The organism is Candidatus Margulisiibacteriota bacterium (assembly GCA_028715625.1).
In the GTDB taxonomy this organism is placed as follows: domain Bacteria; phylum Margulisbacteria; class Riflemargulisbacteria; order GWF2-35-9; family GWF2-35-9; genus JAQURL01.
On record JAQURL010000017.1, the window covers coordinates 1 to 18,650 of the forward strand.

Here is an 18,650-nt window from a genome sequence, read left to right on the forward strand (position 1 = left end):
CTGAACAGAAGTTATCGCTGTCCGGAAAATATTCTGAAAGCCGCCGGACAGGTGTTACAAAAAAAATATTTATTAAGTGGCAAGACCGATCCTGTAAAAATTCATCTGCAGCAATGCGAAACCGATAGAAGCGAGGCAGACTGGATAGCTGCGCAAATCGAGAAGATGATCGGAGGAGTAGCCAGCTTTTCCAGGGATAGCGGTATAAGCGACGGGCAGCAGAGCGAGCATATCGGCAGCTTCAGGGATTTTGCTATTTTATGCCGCACAACCCGCCTGTTTTCTACAATTACCAAAGCGCTGGAAGACCATGGAATAGCTTATCAAGTGGTGGGCACAGAGCCTTTTTACAGGACCGAACCCTTCAGGTCTGTAATCAAGTCATTTAAAGATGCTTTCCTCGCCCGCAATAAGGAAGGGCAGCAAAAAATAGAGAACAATATAGCTTTTGAAGTTGAGAGCATGATAAAACAGAAAAAGAGCCTGGCCCAAATTTTACATCGACTGCTTATAGACTATCAGTTGTCTGATGAAGACCAGCAAAGGCTGGAAAATATGGCCCGGCCATTTGGCGCGGATTATCTTGGTTTTCTTAGCGCCCTGAATACCCGTCAGGGCATAGATGATTATAACGACAAGGTAGAAGCGGTCTCGGTAATGACCATGCATGCAGCAAAGGGCCTGGAATTCAATTGTGTATTTATCCCTGCCTGTGAAGACAATGTTTTGCCTTTTACTTTTTTTGGGATCAAGACCTCAGAAGAAATCAAAGAAGAGGAACGGTTGTTTTATGTAAGCCTGACGAGGACCAGGAAGTATCTTTATATATCTTTTGCCAGAAAAAGGACAATTAAATATAAAGTGCTGAAACAGGAAAAAAGCCCGTTTCTTGACCGTTTGGAGAAAAAACTATACGAACTGCAAAAACAAACGACAAAAAATGATGAAAAAGAGAAATTCGATCAACTGCAAATGTTTTAGGGGATTTTAAATACTTCTTTAAGGATATTATATAACTGTTCCCTGCGTACGGGTTTATCCAGGAAATAATCTACACCCGCAGCTTTGGACTGTGAAATGTTGGCATTGTCCGCTATGGCACTGATCATTATTATATTGAATGCAGGATTTATATTTTTGAGATAAGGTATCAAAGTTATGCCGTCCAGTTTCCCGGGCATATTTACATCACAAGTTATACAGTCTATTTGATCTTTTAACGGTTCGATCTTTTTAAGTGCTTCATGACCGCTCATCGCCCATTCGATTACATTTCCGCCCAAAATTGTCAGTAATTTGGAGAGGATTTTAATCATAGCCATATTGTCATCGATGACAAAAAAATTATAGGCTTGTGCGTTAGCCTTTAACCCGATATTCATTCTTTTATTTTAATTTAATAAAATATTGTAGTCCAGTAAATTAAAAATAAATTCTGAATCAGCCGGGGTAGATTGCAGATAATGTGTCCAATAAAGTGTCTTTATCCGTCGGCATTTTTAACGCTGAAGCTGCGCCACAGATTTTTGCGTCACGGATAAAATCAGGAGTATATTCACCGGAAAAAGCTACGATATTTAAAGCTGGAGCCAATTTTTTAATTTCAGCGATAAAGTCCATACCGTTCATATCAGGAAGGTTAACATCAACAAGGATGACATTAATCTGATTTTTGAGCATTTGAATCTCCGCGAAAGCATCGGAACCGCTTAAAACCGAACCAATTATTTTGCAACCGAAAGAAACCAACAGGTTTTTAAGGATTGTCGCATTTACCGCCGCAGTTTCAACAATAAAAACACCCAGTGGATTGCCCTGACAGGAAAGCATTTTTTGGTTTGTGCTGGTATCACGTAAATTGAATAATTCTTTTAGAACCACATACATTTGTTCTTTCTGGAAAGGCTTCATAAGAAAATGTTTGGCTCCCAGAATTTTTGCTTTTGTTTTGTTGGCAGCATGGCCCATGGCACTGATCATGATAATTTTTATCTGCGGATTAATACTGCGAATGCGCGGCAAAAGAGTAATGCCATCCATGCCGGGCATATTGATATCGCAGGTAATACAGTCTATCTGATCCTTTAACTGCTCTATTAACGGAAGGGCTTCCTGGCCATTAAGCGCGGAACCTATTATTTCTCCGCCAAGACCTGCTAAAGCAGCGGAGATCATTTTGACCATTGCCTTGGAATCATCGATGACAAAAAAATTGTAAGGTTTTCCGTTTGGTTTTAATCCGATATTTAAAATGTTATCCATACAGTGAATATTGTATTTTAATGTAGCTCAGAAGTCTAGCATCAAGAAAGCAGAATATGGCTTATCTGGAAGTCCGCAAATAGGCATTTTCGAAGGAAATACAACAAATTTTATAGTGAAATTTTTAGAAGAAAGTCAATTTATTCTAGCAACTGAATCGTTCACAACGACAGACCCATTTATAGTTATGTTTTTGCGGTGTTTTATTTCGCTGGTAATGTTGTGCCAGAGCAAGTCCATGCTTTTCATGCCAAGCAATATTCTGTCAGTTTGTATTGTTGTTAATTTGGGATGAGGCAGCTTTAAATATCTGGGAGCCTGGATGCCGTCATATCCGGTAATAGATAGGTCCTTAGGGATGTGAACATTGTGCTTTTGCGCACATCTGTAAATATAATAAGCCATTAAATCTGAGTAACACATGAGAGCGCTAATTTTAGGCTTGCAAGACAAGATTTTATGCCAGGCTACTTCTACTGTGTCAATGTCATGAACGCTTGCCTGAAAAACAAACTTGTCGTTATGATATGGATTGGTTGCAGCAATAGCCTTTAAAAATTCTTTGCAGATAACTTCTTCCTCAGGTTCACCCAAAAGAACGGCAATATTTTTGTGCCCGCAGTTTAACAGCAGGTTTACCAGGCTAGGAGTGGTTTGCTCTCTTTCACAATAAACGCTTGTTATTTGTGGATAGTGGATGTTGGGATGTCCGGCGTTGACCAGACAAACCTTATATTCCAGAGCTTTTTCAATATATTCGTCGGATGTTTTTCCAACAAAAAGAATACCATCCAGACCATAAATATTTTTAGGAGAAATAGCCCCAAAATTGTTTAAAACTCTGATATTTACATTTAATTCACCTGAACGCGAGAAAATTCCCAAGAGAACTTCATTATAAAAGTCACCAAGAAAATAATTCTGAAAATTATCAAAAGCCACACCTATAGTGGTTACGTCGCTTTTATTTTTTTTATATCCGCTGGCATCTATTAAAGTGTAAATTTTATCGCGTACATCCCTGGAAATTTTATAGGGTTTATTGATAGCCATGGAAACTGTAGCTATAGATACTCCGCATTCTCTGGCAATGTCTTTTTGTCTGATCATATGCATATATCGTAAAGGCTTTTGAAAAATTTTAAGTTTTATTTAATTTTATTTAAATTTAAATGAATTAAGTTGAAAATTTTAACACCGCTGAACGTAATAACCTTAACAATGCAGCATAGAGCATATCAGATGAAACATAAAATTTTGAGCCTAAACTGTAATATAGAAAATTTTATTTGTGAAAACTCGAATGAAGCAACATATCTGCCCTATGACTATATAAAATACTTTTATCAGAAATTGAAACCATATATAAACAACTGGATAAAGAATATCCATATGCCACCATATGAGCTTGAATGGCAGATCAGCAGTCAATGCAATTTGCGTTGTGTATATTGTATAGGAAGCAGGGTTAGCACAAGTGCAGATGACACCGGGCTAAAAGATGTATTTACAGAAGATAATGTGATAAGGGTAGCTCATGCGATAGCAAAACTTGAGATTAACAACTTAAGAGTTTCGTTAGTTAAATTCTCAGGGCTCAGGGGTGATCCTCTACATAACAAAATAAGGCGAGCAACTATTAAAGCCATGAAAGCATTAATTGAGACACAGGATCAGATAGATATTGCCTTGTTTACAAATGGCCAGGGACTGACAAAAAGGGACGGGCTATATGAGGCTTTGCGATTTGCCAGATATATCAACATCAGCCTGGATGCAGGATTGCAATCTTACATGCAGGTGAAAAGACCCAAAGACAAAAGAAATAATTTTACAAACGTAATTAATAATATCTCGGAATTTATAAATTTTTGTTGCAAAAATAACAGCGAAACAGCCGTAAATTTAAGCTTTGTAATAATTCCTGAAAACATCAGGGATATCTCAAGCGTTATTAATATTGCCAGAGATTGCGGTGCGAATGCGATAAGGTTTAAATGCGACATCGGGGAACAGTTTTTGTTAAATGATTCACAAAGGGACCGGGCCTATGAACAAATTGAAAAAGCAATCAGTTTATTTGCCACAGATAAATTTGTTATACATACAACTCATTCCGCTGAAGAATGTAAAAATAAAACATATCGTTTGTGGAAGCAGCAGTATCCGGGGAAATGTTATTTTTATAAATTTTTTTCAACAATTGCTTCTGATGGAAACATTTATCTATGTGATCATAATTCCCTGAAAGGCGCATACAGCCCCGGCAATGTTTTGCGGGAACCTTTTAATGAATTATGGGAAAAGATAAGTAAAGGAGAATTCAGCACTGCGCATTGTTATAGCAAGGTCTGTCCTCCATTCGCTAACTCCAGTAATTTTTTGCTGGAGTTTTTATGGAAACACAGAAAAAATATTTAGCGGATTTGTAACCAGGCAGGATTAATGTCCGGCACCGCTGTACATAAATGTTTTTCGGTTCCCCATAGCCGTCTGATCTCAGCATTGGATGGCATGGTGCTTCTAAGTTTGATGCTGGCATTTAATTTAAAAAAAATAATTTCATCTGTTCCCCAGATATCTTTTTCAAAAACTTGAGAAACATCTGCGAAATACGCACCGCCGTGATCTACAAACAACAAACCTTCAGATTCAGCATCCAGACCGTAATTTTTATGTATCCAGGAGTCAGGATAATAAATGCCCCTTTTAATAGTTTTAGTTAAAAGTTCTGTTTCTTTTTCAATCATATTTAGAGTTTTATTGCCGAGCCGGAACTGTTCGGGCATATCTTCGTGAAAGTCGATCAGCAGTTTTTGCAGCATGGAATAGTAAAATGTTTGGCCTCCAATAGTTATAACCGGGTAGAAATTAAAGGGGGGAAACATTTCCCCCATATTTTTTTTAGAAAACAGTAGTTCATTACGAAGTGTCAGTATATTTCTGCCGGGCAAAGGAGCCTTCAGTAACAAAGGCAGCTTATGGTTCTGTTGGTCGAAAAGCAGAAACGTTTGAAACGTACTCATGCCCACCCGATAAGCCATAGTGTGGCAAGAAGCAAGAAAGTTTTTCATATTTTCTGTTAATATTGAAAAAGGTTGGTCAGAGATAATTTTGTTTTGCATAACAGGTATTCTCGTTTTTGATAAATGTGCTGTTAATATATCGGTTTATTATTTATACTAACCTGAGAAATTTCAGGCACGTTTTCTGGCAAGTTCGGTAAGGAGTATTTTTCTCAGTCGTATCGATTTGGGAGTGATTTCTACCAGCTCATCATCGTTTATATAGGCGATACATTGTTCCAAGCTCATTAACCTGTGCGGTATAAGGGCTACAGCTTCATCCGAGCCGGAAGCGCGCATATTGGTCAGCTTTTTGCCTCTGGCCGGATTTACAACCAGATCGTTATCCCGAGAGTGTTCTCCGATTATCTGGCCTTCATAGATATGGATCCCCGGCCCCATAAACATAACACCGCGTTCCTGCAGATTGAACAAGGCAAAAGCCACGGTGGTACAGGTTTCCTTGGAAATAAGCACACCATTTTTTCGAAAGATTATATCTCCGGCGTACGGGCCGTAATCAGCAAAGACATAATTCATGGTCCCCAGCCCTTTGGTCTGGGTCATAAACTCGGAATGGTAGCCGAGCAGGCCGCGGGTAGGAATTTTGTAGCGCAGTCGGGTGAGGTCATTATCCTGAGAAATTTCCAATAGCTGGCCCTTGCGAAGCCCCAGACTTTCGATAACTTTTCCCATATAGGCCTCACCTACATCTATGGTTAAATCTTCGTATGGCTCCAGTTTCTCTCCATTTATTTCTTTATAGATTACATTGGTTTTAGAAACCTGGAATTCATAGCCCTCACGTCGCATTTTTTCTACAAGAATGGATAAATGCAGTTCTCCTCGTCCCGATACCTTAAAACCTACTTCATCTGTAAGGTCTTCAACGTGCAAGGCTACATCCGATAATAATTCTTTATAAAGACGGTCCTTCAGGTGCCTGGAAGTTACATATTCGCCTTCCTTGCCAGCAAACGGAGAATCATTCGGTAAAAATTTCATAGATATAGTCGGCGGGTCTACCGGTACAAAGGGCAGGGGTATCGGATTAAGAGGATCAGTAATGGTTTCTCCGACATGAATGTCGCTAAGTCCGGTCACTGCTACAATATCACCCGTATTGCCATGCTCAGCTTCAACTTGCCTGTTGGCATTAAACTTGTAAATTTTGGTGATCTTGGAAGCCGAAAGGATTGCTCCTTCTTTGGCAACAACAACATCCTGATTGATCTTCATTTTTCCGGAAGTAATTTTGCCAATGGCTTGCCGACCAAGAAAACTGGAATAACTTATGGTGCTTACCAAAAGCTGCAGAGGACCGTGTGGGTCTCCATTGGGCGCGGGTATGTAGCGAATAATTTCATCAAATACAGGAAAGATGTTGGTTGTTTTCTGACGATAATCCAGTGTAGCATAACCTTCTTTGGATGAAGCATAGATAATTGGAAAATCCAGAATATGGTCCGGAGCGTGCAGGCTGACAAGCAGGTCAAAAACCTGATCAATTACCCATTCACATCGCGCCGCAGGTTTGTCTATTTTATTAACTACAACAATTACCGGAAGGTTGCGGGCAATGGCTTTTTTTAAAACAAAGTAAGACTGCGGCATAGGTCCTTCAGCTGCGTCCACCAGAAAAACCGCCCCGTCTGCCATATAGAGAACACGTTCCACTTCGCCGCCGAAATCGGCATGGCCCGGGGTATCAATAATGTTAATAAGGTGGTGATTATAATGACAGGCTCCATTTTTAGCCATAATGGTTATACCCCGTTCTTTTTCCAGGTCCATGGAATCCATAAGTCTTACAGAAACCTCCTGATTGGACCTGAAAAGCCCGCTCTGCTTGAAGAGTTGGTCAACAAGGGTAGTTTTACCATGGTCTACATGGGCAATTATCGCAACATTACGTATTTTATCCTGTTTCATAAATTCTCCGCCGGTATTAAACCAGGCGATTTATTGTATAGGTGAAACGTAATTTTGTAAAACAAATCCGTTTTGCTATTGAAAAAACTCGAAAAAGTTTCACGACCCGATAAAGGAGGGATACTATAAAAAAATAGTATTTTTATGGTAAGGAAACTTTTTCATTGTTATAATTGTTCAGGTTAAATGTAACGTTAAGATGAATAAAATACGCCTAATTATTTTTGCTTTTTTTTTAGCTTCCTGTTTATATGCACAGAGTAACTCTTATTCTCTGGAAGATTGCTTTCCTCTGGCTTTATCCAGAAGTGAAGTACTGGCTGATGAACAGGAACAGGTTATTCAAGCCGAGGAGCGATACAAACAGGCTGTTGCAGCCTTGTTTCCGAATGTTGGAGGGGTTATTTCACACACAAAGCAGGACCCCAGCGGCACTATATACACAGATCAGGTAAACATTAAGTTAACTGCTACACAACCGCTTTTCAGAGGTTTTCGTCTGGTTGGGGCTATTAAACAAAATGAAAGTCTGCTAAAAGCACAAAAGCAAGCTAAAGAAGCTGCGGCCCTTCTAATTTACGCAGATGTTTCCCGATCATTTTATTTATTGTTGTATTTGCAGCGCGACAAACAATTACTGGAAGAACAATTAAGTTTATACGACAAACGTTTGCAGGAGTTAACTGAAAGATACAAGATCGGCAGATCGAGGCAAACCGAGATTTTAAGTTTTGAAGTATCCAGGTCTCAGCTTAAAACACAAATCGCACAGTCGCAAGCACAAATTCAGATAGCCGAGAATTTGTTAAGTTTTTTTACCGGCCTCGCGGAGCCGATTATGCTTAAAGAGGAAGAAAATACCGCATCGACTTTAAAATCTGTAAATGATTACAAAAAAAGAATAAAGTTGCGACCTGATATGCAGGCCGCAGAATATAAAATAGCAGCTGCAAAGACTGGTGTAGAGGTTGCGGCTGGAGCCATGTGGTGGCCCGCAGTTGATTTGAACGGGAACTATTACTTGCAGCATGCCGTTCCAAACCAGAGTGTTTTGTGGGACGCTCAAATACTTTTTACCTTCCCGAGTTTTATCAATAATCCTGCTGAATTTAGCACGAACACCGCACTTTCGGTGCAAAGGCAATACGAAATAGCTTTTAGTTTGTTGGAACGGAAAACAGAAGAAGATATAGATGATTTGTATAACACTCTGGAATCGGAGAAAGCACAAATTCAACATCTGGAAAATGCTTATGATTTTTCCGCAAAAAATGTTAAAAGCGTAATTCAGGACTACCGGCTGGGATTAAGTAATAACCTTGATGTGCTGCAGGCTCTGAATGCTTTTATCGACACCAGACGGGCACTTAATAAGGTTCGTTATGCATATAAAACAGACTTTGCTGATTTAGCAGCTATTGTAGTTGATGTGCCGCTTAAAGGTGCCAAATAACCATGAACATAACAGAAATAGCGATCAAGCGTCCTGTTATGGCCTGGATGGTTATGGGAGCTTTGATTTTTTTTGGAATTATCAGCTTCCAACGTATGGGCGTAAGTCAGATGCCGGATGTGGATTTCCCCGTAATAACTGTAAGTATAGGCTATCCGGGTGCTGCACCGGAAATTATCGAATCGGATGTTGTTGATATTGTTGAGGATGCCATCATGGGCGTTGAAGGAGTTAAGTCTATTACCTCTACCTGCCGAAATGGTTCTGCCAGGATTTCAATAGAATTTGATCTGAACAGAAAAGTCGATGTTGCCCTGCAGGAAGTACAAGCCAAACTTGCACAGGCACAAAGGTTACTGCCGGATGCTATAGACCCTCCGGTAATCAGCAAATCAAACCCAGAGGATCAGCCAATAATGTGGATTACAGTGAGCAGTGAGAAAAGGCCGCGCAAGGAAATCATGACCTATGTACGTGATATTGTTAAGAATAAATTTACCAGCCTGCCGGGTGTAGGCGATGTTATGCTGGGAGGATATGTAGATCCCGCCCTGCGTGTCTGGGTAAACAAAAAAGCGCTTAATCAATATAATTTAACCGTACAGGACATTATTAACTCTATTCAGTCTGAACATGTGGAACTACCTGCCGGCTCTATAGATAACGCTACCAAGCAATTTACCATTCGTACCATGGGAGAGGCAGGAAATGTTAAAGAGTTTGAAAATATCCGCATGAACAGCAGGGGCGGGCAGCCAAATTTCATTCCTTTATATTTGCGGCAAGTTGCCAGTATTGATGATAGCCTCGCAGATGTTCAGCGTATAAGCAGGGCCAATGGCAAAGCAGCGGTAGGCTTGGGAATATTGAAACAGCGCGGATCTAACGCTGTAGAAGTAGGAAATTCTGTTAAAGAACGGATAAAAAGTTTACAAAAAGAGTTACCGCCAGATTTTAATATAGGTGTCCGAATAGATACGACCAAGTTTATCAGTGAAGCTGTCCATGAATTATTAATAACTTTAATAATCGCTGTTTTTCTGACTTCTTTTGTCTGCTGGCTCTTCCTGGGATCATGGTCAGCCACATTTAATGTGCTGCTGGCTATTCCGACTTCGATTATTGGTACTTTTATTGTTTTATACTTTTCACACTTTACCTTAAATACTTTTACTTTAATGGCACTAAGCCTGGCCATAGGTATTGTTGTCGATGATGCAATTATGGTCCTGGAAAATATTATAAGACACAACCAGAAAGGACAGAGCAGGCTGGAAAGTGCCCGGCAGGGCACACGCGAGATATCGTTTGCAGCTTTGGCCGCAACACTGGCTATTATCGCGATATTTTTACCTGTAGCCTTTATGAGCGGAATAATCGGGAAATTTTTCTTTCAGTTTGGCGTAACTATGACTGTGGCCGTTGCCTTATCTTTATTTGAAGCCCTTACCCTGACACCTATGCGCTGTTCGCAATTTATTGGCGCGGAAGAACATGCTACCTTTATAGGTAAAGCCTTTGCCAGAGGTTTTGAAGGGGTTAGAACTTTTTACAGATATTTGCTGGAAAAAGCCCTTAAAGTAAGAATATGGGTGATAATAATATCTTTGTTATTATTTTCATTCAGTCTAATTATCGCTAAACATTTACGCAGCGAATTTGTGCCGGCACAAGACCAGAGTATGTTCCTTGTCAGAGTGAAAGCTCCGGCTGGCTCTTCTTTGGAATATACAGATAATGTTGCCAAGCAAATAGAAAGTTTTTTAAGTAAACGCCAGGAAATAGAAGGATATTTTTCTACTGTGGGTGGTTTTGGGGGTAATGACGCGACAGCAGCTAATATTTTTGTAAGCATGAAGCCTAAGGCACAAAGAGGTGTAGATAAAACAAAAAGAAAAACATTGTCCCAACTGGAATTTATGAATCTTGCCAGAGGTCAGTTAAAGAAAAATATTAAGGGAGCAAAAATATATCTGCAGGATCTTTCTATGCGCAGCTTTGGAGCGGGCATGGGTTTTCCCGTTGAATTTACAGTAAGAGGTCCTGATTGGGATACTTTGGGCAAAAACAGCATGGCCCTGCTGGACAAACTGGAGCAGAATCCTTCCTTAACAGATGTAGGAACAGATTATATATTGGGTATGCAGGAAATAGAAATTATTCCTGACCGCCAACAGGCATCTCTAAGGGGCGTAAGCCTTATAGCCATCGGGCAAACCATTCAGGCTATGGTCGGAGGCCTTGCTGTAAGCAGGTTTGAAGCAAACGGTCATCGTTATGACATTATTGTTAAGCTTCCGAAGTCCGAATTAAATGATACCCAAATTTTAGATGGGTTATATGTTAGAAACAACAGAGGAGAAACCATTCCTCTTTATCAGCTGGTAAAAGTAGTAAGAAAACCTGTCCTGCAAAGTATTACAAGAATAGATAGAGAAAGGGCTATTACAATTTTTGCGAATATAAAAACAGGGGCTTCACAGGCCGAGGTTATAAAACAAATAGAACAAATAGCCAAGAATTTTCTTCCACCAGGATACCGTATAGTTATGTCCGGCAATGCCAAGGCGGCCAGAGAATCAATGCAAAGCCTCTTGGGAGCACTTGTACTTGGTATTTTAATAGCTTATATGATACTGGCGTCGCAGTTTAACAGTTATAAGCATCCGTTTATCATTTTGCTGGCGTTGCCTTTCAGTGTTACCGGAGCATTAATTGCCCTGCTTTTAACCAATCAATCCCTAAGTATTTACAGTATGATCGGGTTGATTCTGCTGATGGGCATTGTAAAAAAGAACTCAATACTTTTAGTTGACTTTACAAACCAGATGCGGGACACAGGCAAAGATGTGAAGACAGCGCTTTTGGAAGCTTGCCCAATAAGACTTAGACCGATTCTTATGACTTCGCTGGCAACAATTGCCGGCGCGGTTCCTTCAGCCCTGGCTACCGGTCCTGGCGCTGAAACCAGAATTCCCATGGCAGTAGCGGTTATCGGCGGTGTGCTGGTGTCTACACTGCTGACGCTTTTTGTGGTCCCCTGTTTTTACAGTCTGACCAATAAAGACAAGAAAAAGTTATCAGCCAAAAAGTCTAAAATCCAATAATGAATAAAAAGTTAATAAAACACTGTTTTTACGACCGCCGCCCACTATACGATATTTAGCTTAACAAACAGTTACGTTACACGTATAATCGGTTTTATGTTCAGGTTTTTTTTGCTAATTATCGGCTTGATAGTCTTTGCTGTATTATTCTGTTTATTGCCCTTACTCTGGCTTTATCCGTTTACTCCGGAAAAATTGCTGGTTTATGAGCATCCTGTACAAGCTGACGCAGTGGTGGTTTTATCAGGAGAGGCCCATCGTGAGGAATATGGCTTGAAACTGGTAAAAGACGGCTATGCTTCTGAGCTTTTTGCCAGCGGTTTTCAGGATCCCTGGACTATAAAAAAAATGGAAAGGACACTGCAGCAGGCCAGCCATCACGATGTTCTTGTTGAACCCCTTTCAACCTCAACGTTTTCAGACGCATTATATACCAAACGTATTGCCCATCAAAAAAACTGGAAAACCATTCTGGTGGTAACCTCACCGGAACATAGCTTAAGAGCGCGCTGGATTTTTCGTAAGGTTATGCCAGAAATACGCGTCTATAGCGTGCCTGTTCCGCTGGGAATGGATGGATTTGATATTGAGAAGGCAAAAATACCCGGGACCTGGGAGAATATTCAATTTGTCAGTGAGCAGAAAAAGTTTCTGGCTTATTATTTTTTATATGGCTGGCGCTTAAATTTTAATAATTTTCAGGAGGATATCAAATTTAATACTCGTATGGAAAAATTAAAACCGAGGATCAGGGGGGAAATAAAAAAGTTGACCAATTTTTAACTTTAAACAGAAAGGAATATAGAATATGAAGAAAGATGCAAGTTATTGGATAAAAGCTCTAAAACTGCAAACACATCCCGAAGGGGGTTTTTATAAGGAAACTTACCGTAGCCGGGAAGTTATTCCAAAAACAGGCTTACCAGCCAGATACAATAAAGAACGCTGTTTTTTTACTTCTATTTATTATTTGTTAAGAAGCCGCGACAAATCCTGTCTGCACCGCCTGAAATCGGAAGAGATCTGGCATTTTTTTGCCGGTAGATCTTTAACCATTTCCATGATCAGTCCGGCCGGAGAATTACAGCGGGTCAAGCTGGGCAGGAATCTGGAAAAGAAGGAGACCTTGCAGGTGGTGGTGCCGGCTAATCATTGGTTTGGAGCTACGGTAGACCATAAATCTTCATACACTTTAATTGGCTGCACAGTTGCTCCGGGATTTGATTTCGAGGATTTTGAACTGGCCAAAAAAGAACAGCTCCGGAAAGAATATCCGGAGCTGCAAAAGATTATTGAAACGCTAACCTAGAGGAGACTTTTATTTTTCCGCGGAAGCCAGTTCCTCTTGTTTTGCTGTTAAAGCCAGTAAATAGTCGTTAAAGGTCGGCTGGGCGTCGGTGGAAACGTTCTGTTTGCTTATTATGTTGTACTTCTCGGCCAATTCGCTGAGTATTTCAACGGTTTTGTCGATTTGTGTTTTAGTATGGGAAGTATTCAGGATCAGTCTTATCCGGCCTTCTTTCGGCTTTACCGCTGGATATACGACCGATACGGAGAAAATACCCCGGCTGAAAAGTTCTCTATTGAAGGTCATCAAAGTTTGAACATCTGAAATATAGATCGGGATTATAGGGCTTTGGCTTTTTCCCAGGTCAAACCCCATCCGGGTTAGACGGTCACGCATATACTTGTTTTTTTCATGCAGCGATTTAACCAGGTCCGGATTGTTTTTGATCTCATCCAATGAAGCCAGAATAGTTGCCGCGTCACCGGGTGAAAGGCAAGCCTGAAATATATAAGAATTGGCGCCCCACATGATCAGGGGGATATATTTCGCCTGAGTTGCGACGAATCCGCCGATAGAAGCCGTTGCCTTGGATAAAGTTGAAACTATGAAGTCTACGTCCGATGACACACCCAGTTCGGCGCAATAACCGGCGCCATCTTTTCCATAGATCCCAAAAGTGTGGGCTTCATCAACATACATATAAAATCGATATTTAGACTTTAAGGCGCATATCTCCTTCAGGGGGGCCAGGTCTCCGCTCATGGAATAAGCCGATTCCAATACTACCAGGATGTTTTCATATTTTCCTGTAAATTTGGCTATTTTATCTTCCAGATCTTCCACGCTATTATGGTCAAAAGGTATCCACTTTTTTCCTGAAAGTTTAATGCCGTCTATCATAGAGGCGTGACATTCCCGGTCAAAGAGAATTATATCGTTTTTCCCGGGCAATATAGACAGACAGCCCAGATTGGCCGTGTAACCTGTTGGAAAAAGCAGCACAGCCTCTTTATCCATCAGCTTCCCTATTCTTGATTCTATTTCTTTGTGCAGCGAACTCATACCTCCGGACATTGCCGAGGTACCTGCGCCGGTGCCGTATTGCCGGATAGCCGCGCAGGATTTGTCTATTACCGACTGACTGCGGTTCAATCCCAGATAATGGTTGATGCACCAGAGGATACAATCCTGTTCGGGCACATTGAATGCGCCGATAATAGTGGCTGCGCTGTCGCTGCCCTTTTTGGTAAAACCGTTCTGAGAAAACAAACCCAGTTCCTGTTGTTTTTTTTGATAATCATAAAGTTTTTCAGAGATCGCGGCCAGGTCAGTAAGACCTTGGTTCTGAAGCTCAGCATAATATTGTTTTATAGGCTTGAATGTATCCATATTTGTCCCCCCAAAAGATTAATTGTTTACAGTTAAGCCCTGAAATATCAAAAATTAAACATCAAAATTTATGGGTGAATTTGTTATGCTGTTTTTTTAAACTAATTTTGTTATACTAAAAACAAATCGTTTAAAAAGGGGTAACGGATGAATACGAAAATTTTGCAGGATTGTGAGCTTTTCCAGTATTTAAACAGCCAACAGCTGGATCTATTTAAAAATTCCATAAAAGAAAGCAAATTAAAAAAAGGAGAAGTGGTTTTTTCTCAGGGGGATACGGACAATAGTCTTTTTATTCTTATCGACGGACAAGTCAGCATCAGGTTTATTTTACATGTTAATACCGGAGAAATAAGGCCGATCATCAACAAAATCGATAAAGGAAACTTTTTTGGGGAGTTCGCGCTGATCGATGCCCAGCCCAGAACAGCTACGGCTATTGCCCTGGAGGACAGTGTTTTATGGCGTATCACTAAAGAAGATTTTGATAAAGTATTAGAAGATAATAAGGAAGTGGGCTATATAATCGTCAAAAATTTGCTAAAGATCCTAATTCAGAGAATACGGCAGACCGACCAGCAACTGCAGGGAGCGCTGCTTATAGGCTGGAACGCTTACAAGTTTGACAAACTGGATGAAAAATAGTTTTATTTTTCCTCAAAAAAACCAAAGGCACGAAATTTTTTGAAACGTTCCTGACGGATTTTTTCAGGTGATAGTTTTTTATATTTTTCCAAACTGTTCAGAATAGTTGTCTTCATGGTTTCAGCCATGGCTTCGGGGTTAAGGTGCGCCCCCCCGGGCGGTTCACTGACGATGCCATCTACCACTTTTAGTTTGATAAGTTCCGGTGCGGTTATTTTGAGGGCTACGGCAGCTTCGGCCGACCTTTTGGCGTCATTAAACAAAATGGCAGCACAGCCCTCCGGGGAAATTACTGAATAAACGGCAAATTCCAGTATTAGCACTTCGTTAGCCACCGCGATACCCAGTGCGCCTCCACTACCCCCCTCACCGGTAATTAGTGAAAGAACAGGTACTTTTAATGCCGACATTTCTTTAAGATTTCTGGCAATAGCTTCAGCTTGACCATGCTTTTCAGCTTCAATTCCAGGAAAGGCACCGGGCGTATCCACAAAAGTGATTACAGGCATGGAAAGTTTTTCGGCCAGCTGCATTATTCTCAAAGCTTTACGGTAGCCTTCGGGTTGAGGCATGCCGAAATTTCGGTAAATATTGTCCTTGGTGTCTTTACCTTTTTGATGTCCGATCACGGCAATCTTTTGGCCATTGATCCTGGAAAATCCACCGACAATAGCCGGGTCATCTCCGAAACACCTGTCACCGTGCAGTTCCACAAAATCAGTAAAAATTAAAGAAATATAGTCCAGGGTTGTAGGTCTTAGCGGATGTCTGGAAATTTTTATAATCTGGTCCGGCCTTAAATTATCATATACATCCTGTTTTATTTTCAGGACCTTTGCTTTGAGTACATTAATTTCTTCACTTAAATCGATCAGACTTTTTTCAGACAGAGCTTTTAAGCTGTTAATTTTTTCATAAAGCTTGAGGATCGGTTTTTCAAAATCCAGAATAATTTCTTTTTGCATAATTTATTTTCCGTATTCCAGCAATAAAGCCAGTGTATTTTTTAAATCCTTTCGGTGCACCACCATGTCTAGCATACCGTGTTGCAACAGGTATTCGGCGGTTTGAAAGCCGGGCGGGAGAGTTTCCTTTATGGTTTGCTCTATTACTCTGCGACCGGCAAAACCGATAAGGGCACCTGGTTCGGAAATATTTATGTCTCCCAGAATTGCAAAACTGGCCGTGGTCCCTCCGGTAGTGGGGTCCATAAGCACAGAAATAAAAAAAAGGTTTTTTTCAGAAAACATTTTCAGGATGGCGCTGGTCTTGGCCATTTGCATGAGACTGATGATACCTTCCTGCATCCTGGCTCCTCCGGAAGACGAGAAAGTTATGAGCGGCAAATTTTTTTGTATTGCGTATTCAGCGGCCCGGGTCAGCTTTTCTCCGACCACCGAACCCATACTGCCGCCCATGAAACTGAAATCCATGATGCAAACAACAGCTTTGTTCCCGGCTATTTTTGTTTCACCGCAGATCATGGCATCTTTGAGCCCGGTTTTTTCACAAGCCGCGCTGATCCTCTCCGCATAAGGCTTTATATCGTTAAAATCCAAAAAGTCTTGGGCGACAATATCCGGATCTATTTCCTGAAAGGAATCATCATCGGTAAACAGCAGTAGGCTTTCCGAATAATTCAAGCGGAAATGATGGCCGCAGTTCGGGCAAACCTTAAAATGGGTTAGGATAGAATTAATATCTGTGGAGGGTAGGTAGCCGCAGTCCGGGCATTTATTTTCGGTTACAGTTTGGTTTTTTTGAGTCATAAATACTTTTTAAAGTAATTTTATTATAAGAATTATATCGGATATAAACAAGTCCGTCAGAGCAATTGTGCTGACGAACAATGAATTATGCATTAAAATAACCATATGAAGAGCTTTCGCAAAGAGCTGTGGTTCAATACCAAAAACCGCTACGAGTTTGTGCATATAACCCAGGAAGTGCAGCAGGCAGTTAAGGAAAGTGGTATTAAAGAAGGACTTTGTCTGGTAAACGCCATGCATATTACCGCCAGTGTTTTCATAAATGATAATGAATCAGGTCTGCACCATGACTACATGAAGTGGCTGGAGAAGCTGGCACCATATAGTCCGCAGGAATATGCACATAATGTAGTAGAGGACAACGCTGATGCGCACATGAAACGTCAGATCATGGGACGCGAAGTTGTGGTGGCCGTTACAGGCGGCCAGCTGGACCTGGGCCCCTGGGAAGCGATTTTTTACGGTGAGTTTGATGGCCATCGCCGCAAACGAGCCTTAATAAAAATCATCGGCGAGTAAATCTTAATCTTTCAATTTTCAGATGCCGTTCACAATCTCTTGCAAAATCTCAACTAATTCTTGAAACGACTTCAATTTAAGTACGATAAATAGTAGTGAAACTTTTGCGTAACTGTTATTGCCGCCTCATATCCCGTTTTCACTGAAGCTTTGCTTGTCAAGAACGGGGTAAACACAACAGAGGGAATGACTTTGCAGGAGTATTCTGATTAATTTAAAAAGGAGAGATGAATGCTTCATAAAATTATTGCTGTCACTATAGAGGACTGCTTGAATATATTATTGCCAAAATGGCTCAAGGCTATGAAGGAAGCCAGTATTATTGCCGGGGACCTTGTTCTGGAGAAATACTATGGCACCATCAAGCCCCTACAGGACAAGGATTATTCCGAGTCTGTGGATGAGCTTAAGAACGCTTTGAAGAGCGCGGTTACAGAAGCTGATTATGAAGTGCAAAAAGTGCTCCTTATCCGCTTTATTGAACTGGGATTACATGAACTGATGGGCGTGCTTTCCGAGGAGGATAACGAGCAGATCGCCGCTCTGGAAAAAAAGTTTCTACATCGGGGCGAGCTTCCGGCCAAAAGGTTAACGCTGGTCATCGATTCGATTGACGGTACGGGCTGTCTGATAAACACCAATTCCGAGAACCATGTTTTAAAGAGAGGTAATCCTGCAAACAAAGATAATTTCGGCATAAGCATCGGTCTGGCATATGGCAAAAAGATCATTGCCGGAGTAGTGTATATGCCAGCCAGGGATATCCTTATGTCCACTTCTATTCTCGGCGAAACCAGAATAAATAATAAAATTGTCAGGATAGATAAAAATCAGCGGTTTTCAACTTCTGACCCGGTTAAGCTTAGTTCTACACTTAAGAAGTCTCAACTAATTCCCGACTTTAAAGCTCTTGATAAACTTTTGTCGAATACCAAAAATACTGATTCTACCGTGGCCAATATGCTGGCTTTTTTGAAAGGTGAAATGAAGATATATATTTCCGAAGGTATAGATTTTACTGACTTTAATATGTGGGGGTTGATGCTGCGTAATGCCGGTGGTTTTATGGGCAATCTGGAGGGCAACCCCATAACCGAAGAAGACCTGCTGTTAAAAACGGATAAAGGCTGGTTTCTGAAAGGGTTTTTTATGCTGTCACCATCACGGGAGTATCAGCAGAAATTAATAAAAGTTCTTTTAGAAAATAATTTACTAAAATAA

The 18,650-nt window shown here is 40.7% G+C and carries 17 protein-coding genes; 9 read left to right on the plus strand and 8 right to left on the minus strand.

Going from position 1 to position 18,650, the window contains the following annotated elements:
- A partial coding sequence (locus tag PHV30_04010; protein MDD5456179.1) for an ATP-dependent helicase occupies window positions 1-981 on the plus strand: 981 nt, incomplete at its 5' end.
- Here the strand turns inward: PHV30_04010 and PHV30_04015 are convergent.
- The 3 genes from PHV30_04015 to PHV30_04025 all read right to left on the minus strand — a co-directional run bounded on the left by PHV30_04015 (window position 978) and on the right by PHV30_04025 (window position 3,372).
- Window positions 978-1,382: a response regulator gene (locus PHV30_04015; protein ID MDD5456180.1), complete on the minus strand. Its 405-nt coding sequence runs from the start codon at window positions 1,380-1,382 to the stop codon at window positions 978-980. The genes PHV30_04010 and PHV30_04015 overlap by 4 nt on opposite strands.
- Window positions 1,383-1,440: 58 nt before the next feature.
- Window positions 1,441-2,262 carry a response regulator gene (locus PHV30_04020; GenBank protein MDD5456181.1) on the minus strand — a complete coding sequence of 274 codons (822 nt, stop codon included), beginning with the start codon at window positions 2,260-2,262 and terminating at the stop codon, window positions 1,441-1,443.
- A gap of 135 nt (window positions 2,263-2,397) precedes the next feature.
- Window positions 2,398-3,372, minus strand: coding sequence for a LacI family DNA-binding transcriptional regulator (locus PHV30_04025; GenBank protein ID MDD5456182.1), 975 nt, complete (start codon window positions 3,370-3,372; stop codon window positions 2,398-2,400).
- Window positions 3,373-3,504: 132 nt separating this feature from the next.
- Between PHV30_04025 and PHV30_04030 the strand changes: the two genes are divergently transcribed.
- Window positions 3,505-4,683: a radical SAM protein gene (locus PHV30_04030; protein MDD5456183.1), complete on the plus strand. Its 1,179-nt coding sequence runs from the start codon at window positions 3,505-3,507 to the stop codon at window positions 4,681-4,683.
- On the opposite strand, the gene PHV30_04035 is transcribed toward PHV30_04030, so the two are convergent.
- Window positions 4,680-5,387, minus strand: a complete 708-nt coding sequence (locus PHV30_04035; protein ID MDD5456184.1) for a hypothetical protein — start codon at window positions 5,385-5,387, stop codon at window positions 4,680-4,682. The two genes, PHV30_04030 and PHV30_04035, sit on opposite strands and share 4 nt — an antisense overlap.
- 72 nt (window positions 5,388-5,459) lie before the next feature.
- Window positions 5,460-7,259, minus strand: a complete 1,800-nt coding sequence (gene typA, locus PHV30_04040) for a translational GTPase TypA (protein ID MDD5456185.1) — start codon at window positions 7,257-7,259, stop codon at window positions 5,460-5,462.
- Window positions 7,260-7,458: 199 nt separating this feature from the next.
- On the opposite strand from typA, the gene PHV30_04045 reads away from it, so the two are divergent.
- The 4 genes from PHV30_04045 (at window position 7,459) to PHV30_04060 (ending at window position 13,128) form a co-directional block, all read left to right on the plus strand.
- Complete coding sequence (locus PHV30_04045; protein ID MDD5456186.1) at window positions 7,459-8,712, plus strand: TolC family protein; 1,254 nt, start codon at window positions 7,459-7,461, stop codon at window positions 8,710-8,712.
- A gap of 2 nt (window positions 8,713-8,714) precedes the next feature.
- The gene (locus PHV30_04050) at window positions 8,715-11,819 is read left to right on the plus strand and encodes an efflux RND transporter permease subunit (GenBank protein MDD5456187.1); all 3,105 of its coding nucleotides are present in this window, start codon (window positions 8,715-8,717) and stop codon (window positions 11,817-11,819) included.
- 96 nt (window positions 11,820-11,915) lie between these two features.
- Window positions 11,916-12,602 carry a YdcF family protein gene (locus tag PHV30_04055; GenBank protein MDD5456188.1) on the plus strand — a complete coding sequence of 229 codons (687 nt, stop codon included), beginning with the start codon at window positions 11,916-11,918 and terminating at the stop codon, window positions 12,600-12,602.
- A 25-nt stretch (window positions 12,603-12,627) separates the two neighbouring features.
- The gene (locus PHV30_04060; GenBank protein MDD5456189.1) at window positions 12,628-13,128 is read left to right on the plus strand and encodes a cupin domain-containing protein; all 501 of its coding nucleotides are present in this window, start codon (window positions 12,628-12,630) and stop codon (window positions 13,126-13,128) included.
- Window positions 13,129-13,137: 9 nt separating this feature from the next.
- Here the strand turns inward: PHV30_04060 and PHV30_04065 are convergent, their stop codons facing one another.
- The gene (locus PHV30_04065) at window positions 13,138-14,496 is read right to left on the minus strand and encodes an aminotransferase class I/II-fold pyridoxal phosphate-dependent enzyme (protein MDD5456190.1); all 1,359 of its coding nucleotides are present in this window, start codon (window positions 14,494-14,496) and stop codon (window positions 13,138-13,140) included.
- A 147-nt stretch (window positions 14,497-14,643) separates the two neighbouring features.
- On the opposite strand from PHV30_04065, the gene PHV30_04070 reads away from it, so the two are divergent.
- Complete coding sequence (locus PHV30_04070) at window positions 14,644-15,141, plus strand: cyclic nucleotide-binding domain-containing protein (GenBank protein MDD5456191.1); 498 nt, start codon at window positions 14,644-14,646, stop codon at window positions 15,139-15,141.
- A gap of 2 nt (window positions 15,142-15,143) precedes the next feature.
- On the opposite strand, the gene PHV30_04075 is transcribed toward PHV30_04070, so the two are convergent.
- Both PHV30_04075 and accD read right to left on the minus strand, forming a co-directional pair.
- The gene (locus tag PHV30_04075; GenBank protein ID MDD5456192.1) at window positions 15,144-16,106 is read right to left on the minus strand and encodes an acetyl-CoA carboxylase carboxyltransferase subunit alpha; all 963 of its coding nucleotides are present in this window, start codon (window positions 16,104-16,106) and stop codon (window positions 15,144-15,146) included.
- A gap of 3 nt (window positions 16,107-16,109) precedes the next feature.
- Entirely contained in the window at window positions 16,110-16,910 is an 801-nt protein-coding gene (gene accD, locus PHV30_04080; protein ID MDD5456193.1) for an acetyl-CoA carboxylase, carboxyltransferase subunit beta, read from the minus strand.
- 105 nt (window positions 16,911-17,015) lie between these two features.
- On the opposite strand from accD, the gene PHV30_04085 reads away from it, so the two are divergent.
- A complete protein-coding gene (locus tag PHV30_04085) occupies window positions 17,016-17,429 on the plus strand; it encodes a secondary thiamine-phosphate synthase enzyme YjbQ (GenBank protein MDD5456194.1) in 414 nt (137 codons plus the stop codon).
- Window positions 17,430-17,660: 231 nt separating this feature from the next.
- Window positions 17,661-18,650, plus strand: a complete 990-nt coding sequence (locus PHV30_04090; GenBank protein ID MDD5456195.1) for a hypothetical protein — start codon at window positions 17,661-17,663, stop codon at window positions 18,648-18,650.